Source organism: uncultured Meiothermus sp., assembly GCF_937863175.1.
GTDB lineage: Bacteria > Deinococcota > Deinococci > Deinococcales > Thermaceae > Meiothermus.
Genome location: NZ_CALMCQ010000167.1, coordinates 1 through 7956, shown reverse-complemented (window position 1 = coordinate 7956; position 7956 = coordinate 1). Strand labels below are relative to the sequence as shown.

General features: G+C 59.3%; 7 protein-coding genes and 1 pseudogene. 3 read left to right on the top strand and 5 right to left on the bottom strand.

Annotation, left to right across the window (positions count from 1 at the left end):
* The 4 genes from Q0288_RS06395 to Q0288_RS06380 form a co-directional block, all read right to left on the bottom strand.
* Positions 1–927: TRAP transporter large permease subunit (locus Q0288_RS06395; protein ID WP_299428872.1), on the bottom strand; the 927-nt coding region annotated here is incomplete at its 3' end.
* Positions 928–1485, bottom strand: a complete 558-nt coding sequence (locus tag Q0288_RS06390) for a TRAP transporter small permease subunit (protein WP_299428871.1) — start codon at positions 1483–1485, stop codon at positions 928–930.
* A 575-nt stretch (positions 1486–2060) separates the two neighbouring features.
* Positions 2061–3164 carry a TRAP transporter substrate-binding protein gene (locus Q0288_RS06385; protein ID WP_299428869.1) on the bottom strand — a complete coding sequence of 368 codons (1104 nt, stop codon included), beginning with the start codon at positions 3162–3164 and terminating at the stop codon, positions 2061–2063.
* A 719-nt stretch (positions 3165–3883) separates the two neighbouring features.
* Positions 3884–4972: a TRAP transporter substrate-binding protein gene (locus tag Q0288_RS06380; protein WP_299428867.1), complete on the bottom strand. Its 1089-nt coding sequence runs from the start codon at positions 4970–4972 to the stop codon at positions 3884–3886.
* Between the two features lie 325 nt (positions 4973–5297).
* Here Q0288_RS06380 and Q0288_RS06375 point away from each other — a divergent pair, with 325 nt between their 5' ends.
* Genes Q0288_RS06375 through Q0288_RS06365 form a run of 3 tightly spaced genes read left to right on the top strand, consistent with a single transcriptional unit; the run spans position 5298 to position 7390 of the window.
* Entirely contained in the window at positions 5298–6224 is a 927-nt protein-coding gene (locus Q0288_RS06375; RefSeq protein WP_299428865.1) for a pseudouridine synthase, read from the top strand.
* Positions 6130–6660, top strand: a complete 531-nt coding sequence (gene hpt / locus Q0288_RS06370) for a hypoxanthine phosphoribosyltransferase (RefSeq protein ID WP_299428863.1) — start codon at positions 6130–6132, stop codon at positions 6658–6660. Before Q0288_RS06375 ends, hpt begins: the two co-directional genes overlap by 95 nt.
* 52 nt (positions 6661–6712) lie before the next feature.
* Complete coding sequence (locus Q0288_RS06365; RefSeq protein WP_299428861.1) at positions 6713–7390, top strand: queuosine precursor transporter; 678 nt, start codon at positions 6713–6715, stop codon at positions 7388–7390.
* Positions 7391–7592: 202 nt separating this feature from the next.
* Here Q0288_RS06365 and Q0288_RS06360 read toward each other — a convergent pair.
* Positions 7593–7956, bottom strand: a pseudogene (locus Q0288_RS06360) (hypothetical protein); the annotation flags it as partial.

Sequence of the window (7956 nt, the reverse complement as noted above, 5' to 3'; positions counted from 1 at the left end):
TCCGGCAAAGATAAGGCCGAACGCGCTGGCCCCAATCAGCAGGAAGACCACCATGCTGGTGAAGCGGGCGGTCTCGGCCATGGTCTCGTAGAAAACCTTAAAGCTGAGCCTGCGGTAGGCAGCCGCCATCATCACCGCAATCAGCGACCCCACCGCGCCGGCCTCGGTAGGAGTGGCGATACCCAAAAAGATACTGCCCAGCACAGAAACGATCAGCAAGACTGGCGGCACGATCGCCACCGTGGCGCGGCGGGCCAGCTCCCAGCCCTGGTAGGGACGGGCCTCGAGGGGCAGGGCCGGGGCCCAACCAGGCCGCAACCAGGCTACCCCGCCCACCAGTACCAGGTACAGACCGGCGAGCATCAGGCCCGGCAGCAGGGCACCCAGGAAGAGATCTCCCACACTAACCCCAATCTGGTCGCCCAGCACCACCAGCACAATGCTGGGAGGAATAATTTGGGCCAGGGTTCCCGAAGCGGCAATCACCCCGGTGGCAAAGGGTCGGCTATAGCCATACTTGAGCATGGTGGGCAACGAGATCAGACCCATGGCAATTACCGCAGCAGCCACCACGCCGGTCGTCGCAGCCAGGAGGACGCCCACCACAACCACCGCAACGGCCACCCCACCCCGCAGCGGGCCGAAAATCTGCCCCACCGTATCCAGCAGTTGCTCGGCCAGCCGAGACTTTTCCAGCATCAGTCCCATGAAAATAAAGAAGGGTATGGCTACCAGGATCAGGTTGGACATAATGCCGAAGATGCGGTTCGGCAAGAGCCCCAGAAAGCTCAGGTCAAAGGCTCCGACGGCAATGCCGATGGCCGCAAAGACCAGCGAGACCCCCCCCAGGGCAAAGGCCACCGGATAACCGGTAAAGATTAGCACCATGAGACCCACAAACATTAGGGCGGCGAGAGACTCTATCATCTAGATCACCTCCCCTACGCGTTCGCGGGGCAGGTTGGGCAGATCGCCGCGCAGAAAAGCCAGGTTCTTGATAAATTCGGACAACCCCTGTAGCGCCAGCAAGAGCAGCGCAGGCAGCATGGCAAGTTTTAAAGGCCAGCGGGGAAGCCCACCGGGGTCTGGCGACATCTCGCGAACCCGCACCGAGAACTCCACCAGCGGTATGGTCAGAAAGAACAGAGCCATCACGGCGGGTATGAGCCACAGAACCGACCCCAGCATATCCACCCAGGCCTGAGCCCGGCGACTAAGGCGTGAATAGATCACGTCCACCCGGATGTGCTGATTGTGTTTGAGTAGATACGCCGACATAAACAGAAAGACGAGCGCAAACAGGTACCACTGCAACTCCAGCAGGGTGTTGGAGGAGAGCCTGGTTCCGAACTCCCGATCTACGGAGCGGACGATGGCATTGAAAGCCCCAATGCCCACCATGAGCACGACCAGCCACAAGGTAAGGCGACCCACCCCCTCGTTGACGGTATCAATCAGCCTAGAGACTGCTAGAAGCACCTTCACTACCAGAACCCCCTTGATTTCGAAACCAAAAGTTCTCTACTGTGTCCGCTGCGGCTGCGGCTTATGCTAACTGCATGTCTGCTCAACGTCAACATCCTGGCAGGTTCCCGCGGTACGCCTTTATCATGAGAATTAGCAGTGTACGTCCGGGTCGCCCCCACCCTTCGATCACCCTTCGACGACGCTCAGGGCCAGACTCAGGGCAGGCTCAGCACCCCACCGAAGGGTCTGATACACGTTACTACCCTGAATTCGGTTGACCTGGGTGTATTTGAGTCCTGAGCCTGACGGCCTCTAACGAACCCTTCGGTGATTTTTACGCCCTCGAGAGTCCAGCTTCCGCTCAGGTAATGAGAGCCTGTCGGCGCTGGGCCAGGTGCATAAACTCTCACGCTGCCACAGGCGCGTGGCTCGCGAAAAGGCTGGGGAGCAGTCCCCCCAGCCTGGATTATCCCCTTGATGAAGCCTTTGGTAGCCCCTCTGTAACAAGGGGGGAAAGCTGCATACCCAGAGGCCCCAGAAGCGAGCCCCTGGCGGTCGCTAAAGAGCCCCTGGCGGTCGCTGAAGCGAGCCCTTCAGGAGGGGCGTACCGGCAGTGTGCGCACGAAGTCTTCGATGGCGAACTCGTTGGAGGCAAACCAGCGGCGCTGATTGTTCAGGAAAGCCATGTAGGGGGTATAGATGGCGCGGAAAGCAGCGTCTCTGGCTGCCAGATCCTCGAGCACTTCCACTGAGGCCGTGTGGGCTGCCCGCATCACACTGGTGGGAAACCGCCGGAACTGGGTTCCACCACGGGCCAGGCGGACCATGGCAATCGCATTTTTGGCATCGGTCTCGGCCGTCAGGCGGGAGCTGGCCTCGGCGCAGGCACTGGCAATGGCCTCTTGATAGGGCTTGGGGAGGGCGCGCCAGCGCTCGAGGTTGACCACCACCGTCATGGTATTGACCATCTCCTGCCAGCCGGGGTAGTAGTAAAAACGAGCCGCCCGGTGCAGACCCAGCCTTTCGTCGTCGTGGGCGCTCATAAACTCGGCGGCATCCACCACCCCCCGCTCCAGCGCCAGGAAGATCTCACCGGCGGGTATGAGCTGCGGGACAGCTCCCAGACGGGCGTAGACCGTCCCTCCCATTCCCGGAACCCGGAAGCGCAGGCCCCGCAGGTCTTCCGGCGCCCGGATCTCCCGGCGGAACCAGCCGCCCATCGGCATGGGGGAGTGCCCTGCGTTGAAGTTGATCATGCCATGTTCGGCATAGAAGGGGCGCATTAACTCGAGGCCGCCGCCGTGCAAGAGCCAGGCGTTCTTCTGACGGGAGCTCATGCCAAAGGGCAGGCCCGAGTCGAAGGCGGTTACCGGGCTAACGCCAAAATACCACCCGCTCCAGAAGTGGCCCATCTCCACTGCGCCGCCCCGTACCGCATCGAAAAGCCCAGGCATAGGCACCAGCTCCCCGGCTGGGTGGGCCGAGACCTCAAAGCGCCCCTCGGTCAGCTCACCGATCCGCCTGGCGATAAACTCCACGCCACTCCGAGGGCCGAAGACAATATCCAGGGCTCGAGGCCAGCCCGACGAAAGCCGCCACCTGAGTCTGGGTAGGGTCTGGGCATACACTGAACCAAAGACCGTGCTGGCCGCCACCGCGCCAACCCCTGCTTTCTTCAAAAAGTCACGTCGCTTCACCTTTGTCACCCCTTTAACCAACAAGGTTCTATGCTGCTAGGCAGCTTAATAAGGGGGAACCGAACTGGTGAAGCACACGAGAACAACCACACCACTGCTATAGGTTTGTTTTGCAGGACTCATGCTAACACCCCCCGGACTCCCCGTCAAATGAGCCCCCGATTCTGGGCCTACCTTCGTGTGTTTTGGGAGTAATTGGCCGCCCCAATATCCTGCCAACCACCGTCACGCTGAACCGACTCATCCCTCGACTGCCCCTTCGCCCAGCTTGTATGTTGACCCCTGGCCCTGAAAGCTAGCATGAGGGGCCGGGGTGGAGGGGCATCGGCCAGTATCTCAGGGCAAGACTCAGGGTAGTGCAGTGCCCATGCCGAAGGGCCTTCCTGCCAGGCTCTAAGCCGACTTGATCTCGTTGTGGACTCCCTAAACATGCAGCAACTGCAAGCTGCCTCCTGACCCTGGGCAAGGCCCAGTATGGCGCTGGCCGCCACGGCACCAACACCGGCCTTCCACTACCAGGTTTCAAAAAACAACCCCCGTCCTGGAAGCAAAGAGCAGTCGGTTAGAGTGCTTGCAGCGCATTAGACTGGGCAAGCTGCGCGGTGTGCAGGGTTCCGCAGCCCACAGACGAAATCTTCACCCTGGAACACGCCCGGTAGTAAGACCCCCCCGAAATCGGGGGGGTACTGGGTTTGGTGCTGGTTCTTGCAAAATTATGCCTAAGTCTCGCGCAGGCCCCGAACGAAGTCTTCGTAGCGGAATGCGTTGGTAGCAAACCAGCGGCGCGACTGCTCACGGAAGGTTCTCCAGGGCCCCAGGATGCCCCTGAAAGTTGCGTCCTTGGCCGCGATTTCTTCGAGCACCTCGGTGGTGGCCCGGTTGGCTGCCACCAGTACGCTGGTGGGCAGGGGTCGGACCTGGGTTCCACCACGCATCAAGCGAGCCAGGGCAGGCATGTTCATGCCATCGTAATGGGCAAACATGCGCAGGCGGGCTTCGCGGGTGGCGCTCTCGACCGCCTCCTGGTACTGCTTGGGGAGGGCACGCCAGCGCTCGAGGTTGGTCAAAACGGCCAGGGTGGCCCCAGGCTCGTGCCAGCCGGGGTAGTAGTAGAAGCGGGCCGCGCGGTGCAGACCCAGCCGCTCATCGTCGTGGGGGCCAACAAACTCGGCAGCATCCACAGTACCACGTTCCAGAGCCAGAAAGATCTCGCCCGCAGGAATGACCTGCACCGTAGCCCCAAGCCGGGCCAAGACCGCGCCTCCTTGCCCAGGTATCCGCATGCGCAGGCCGCGAAAATCCTCCGGACCCCGGATCTCCCGGCGGAACCAGCCAAACATCTGCTCCATGGTATTGCCGGCGGGGAACTGGATGATGTTGAAGTCGGCCAAGACCCGTCGCATGGTATCTAGTCCACCGCCAAAGTACAGCCAGGCATTCTGCTGGCGGGCGTTCATGCCAAAGGGTACGGTGGTGTCGAAGGCAAAAGAGGGGTTTACCCCAATCCAGAAGTAGGTGGCCGTGTGCCCCATCTCCACTGCGCCGCCCCGCACCGCATCAAAAATTCCCGGCGCTGGCACCAGTTCCCCAGCAGGGTGTACGCTGATCTCGAAACGCCCCTCGGTCAGCTCACCGACTCGCTTGGCCACGTACTCGGCCCCACCGTGTAAAACGTCCAGGGCCCGCGTCCAGTGAGTGGTCATGCGCCAGCGAACCCTGGGCAGGGTCTGGGCGTAGACTGGGCCGAACACCGCGCTGGCCGCTACCGCACCGATGCCAGCTTTTTTCAAAAAGTCACGTCGCTTCATTATCTTCCTCCTAACCACAATTAGCGATTTTTTTGCACTGATTGGTGCCAAATGATTATATGTCAGTTTGCTGTGCGCATCAATATTAATCGAGAATACACTTGGTCGGTTTTGCTTCTGATTTGCATAGCTGGCAGGTTTACTTATTCCCCGTTCCAAAATAGATATTAAGTGCGGTTTGGTCTGGTTTATAGAAGTTTTAGCGGTGATATGAGGTACACGACCTGAATACACGGCACGGAATCAGCGAGCGGCAAAAGCCATCTACCGTTTGCGCTCATCGCTCGAGCGCATGCTCAACGCCTCCTGCGTTACTATAGTGTCTATGCGCCTTCAGCAATTTCTGGCTCGCTCGGGTATTGCCAGCCGCCGCAAGGCGGAAGACTTGATTCGGGCTGGCCGGGTTTCCATCAACGACCAGATCGTGGAAATTGGGGCCGTGGTGCAGACTGGCGACATCGTACGGCTGGATGGGGAGCGGGTTCGGATGCCACAAAAAAATGTGGTCATTGCCCTGCACAAACCCAAAGGCTATACCACCACCCACGAGGATGAGCACGCCGAAAAACTGGTCTACGAGCTGGTACCCCAGCACCCTGGCCTGCATTCGGTGGGACGGCTGGACAAAGACACCGAAGGGCTCTTACTGCTTACCACCGATGGTCACCTGACCCAGCTCCTCACCCATCCGCGCAACCAGGTGCGGAAGCTCTACCGGGCCTGGTGCAAGCGTGGCAGGGTCAGCAAAGAGGTCTGCCAGCAACTGGTGCAAGGGGTGATGTTGGGGGATGGACTGGCCCAGGCCCTCGAGGCTCAGCCCGTCAAAGACGGTATCAAGCTCGTCCTGGCCGAAGGGCGCAAACGCGAAGTGCGGCGTATGTTGGGCAAGGTGGGGCATCCTGTAGAACGGCTGGTGCGGCTGGCCGTGGGGCCGATCGAACTGGGCGAGCTCGAGGTCGGTCACTGGCGCTACCTTACCCAGGAGGAAATTAAGTTGCTGCACTCCAACACCGGGTCGCTCAGGTTGCGCAAGCCTGCTCAGGCCCAGCGCCAGAAGCCTGCTGCTGCCCCCAGCAAACGCAAGGCCCAGCATAGACCTGAAGCAAAATCGCCTCAGGCCAGTGTACGGGCCAAAAAGGGTGCCGTAGAATCGAGCAGTGAGCGTCTTTCGACCTGGAAAAGGCAGGGTACAACTCAGCGAAGCCCAAATCGCCGCCCGAATACGCGAACTGGGCGAGCAGATAAAACTTGACTATGCAGGTCTGGAGCCCCATCTGGTCTGTGTGCTGAATGGGGCTTTTATCTTTATGGCTGATCTGGTGCGGGCGATAGACATGCCGGTTTCGATGGACTTTCTGGCGGTGTCTTCCTATGGCAATGCCCAAAAAACCAGCGGCGAGGTGGAGCTGCTCAAAGATTTACGCATCCCCATTGCAGGCCGCCAGGTGATTATCGTCGAAGATATTGTGGACACCGGTATCACCATCGCCTATCTGTTGCGCATGCTGGAAGCCCGCCAGCCTGCCTCGCTCAAGATTGCCGCCCTGCTCTCCAAACCTTTGCGGCGGAAAGTCGAGGTTCCGATCCACTACCTGGGCTTCGAGATCGAAGATGCTTTCGTTTATGGCTATGGCCTCGACCGGAGCCAGTTCGACCGCAACCTGCCCTTCATTACCTCACAAGGCTAGTGCAAACCTCTAAAATGGGGGTTTGTGCGCCGAGCTTCCGGCGTAACCGCATATGAAGACATACCGATACCTCGACCTGATCACCGCGACCTTTGTGGTGGTGCTGATCGTCTCCAACATTTCTTCCACCAAGGTCGTGCTCTTTGGCCCCTTTACCTTCGATGGCGGCACTCTATTGTTTCCACTGGCCTACATTTTTGGCGATATCCTGACCGAAGTGTATGGATACAAAAAAGCTCGCCGGGTGATCTGGACAGGCTTTTTTCTGCTGTTGCTGACGACGCTCTCGCTCGGCCTGGTCAATGCCCTCCCTGCCCCGTCCGACGAGGTCAGCCAGAAGTACTCCGAAGCCTTTTCTACCCTACTGGGCCTGGTGCCCCGCATCGTGCTGGCCAGCCTGGTAGCCTACTGGGTGGGTGGGTTTGTCAACAGCTATATCGTTGCCAGGTTGAAGGTCATCACCAGCGGGCGCTGGCTGGCTCTGCGCACCACCGCCTCAACTATAGTAGGACAGGGGTTAGACACCGCGATTTTCCTGTTAATTGCCTTTTATGGGGTCTGGGATAACAGCCTGCTCTGGACAGTATTTGTCTCCAACTACGTCTTCAAGGTAGGAGTGGAGGTGCTGTTCACACCGCTAACCTACACCGTGGTGGGCTTTCTGAAACGGGCAGAGCAGGAAGACTGCTTTGATCGCAGCACCAACTTCAATCCCTTCTCGGCTCGGTAGAACAAAGCGGCTTTTCTAGCGAACCCTGGGCATTTAGAGCGCTTCACAATGATTGAGGCATTCTGGATTTGAATTATTTGTCCTGGACAGATCAGATGCGGCCAGGCATGCGAACGACAGCGAGTCCCAAAGCACGCTGCGCCGAAGCAAATCCCGCAGTTTGAGGGTCGGAATTCGTCTCGGGAATTAAGTTACCGGAGCACTAGCGCCCTAGTAGCACATTCAGGATGGTTTCCCCGTCTTCATTCTTGTTGACCTCGGCAATGGCTATCTGGCTTTGCCCTCCGGCACTAACGGTCACGCGGTACGAGCCCAGAAAGGCTCGAGTGCGGTACACCCCATCCTTGTCCGTCTTTCCCTGGGCTTTTGTCCACCACTGCCCCTTTATCAGGCTTTTCAGGCGTTCGTAGGCTGGTTTGGGGCTCATATCCGCACGCAGTAGCCCGGCTGGCGCTCCCATCCAGGCATTCAGGTCGGACAGATCCCACCAGGTGATGGCCTCCACCCTGGGGTGGCTAAACAACACCCGATAGAGATTCTCCACATAATCAGCCTGGATAGCCTCC

Coding starts and splice junctions, on each gene's coding strand:
- Q0288_RS06380 (WP_299428867.1), bottom strand. CDS start 4,972: ATGAAGCGACGTGACTTTTTGAAAAAAGCTGGCATCGGTGCGGTAGCG.
- Q0288_RS06375 (WP_299428865.1), top strand. CDS start 5,298: ATGCGCCTTCAGCAATTTCTGGCTCGCTCGGGTATTGCCAGCCGCCGC.
- Q0288_RS06365 (WP_299428861.1), top strand. CDS start 6,713: ATGAAGACATACCGATACCTCGACCTGATCACCGCGACCTTTGTGGTG.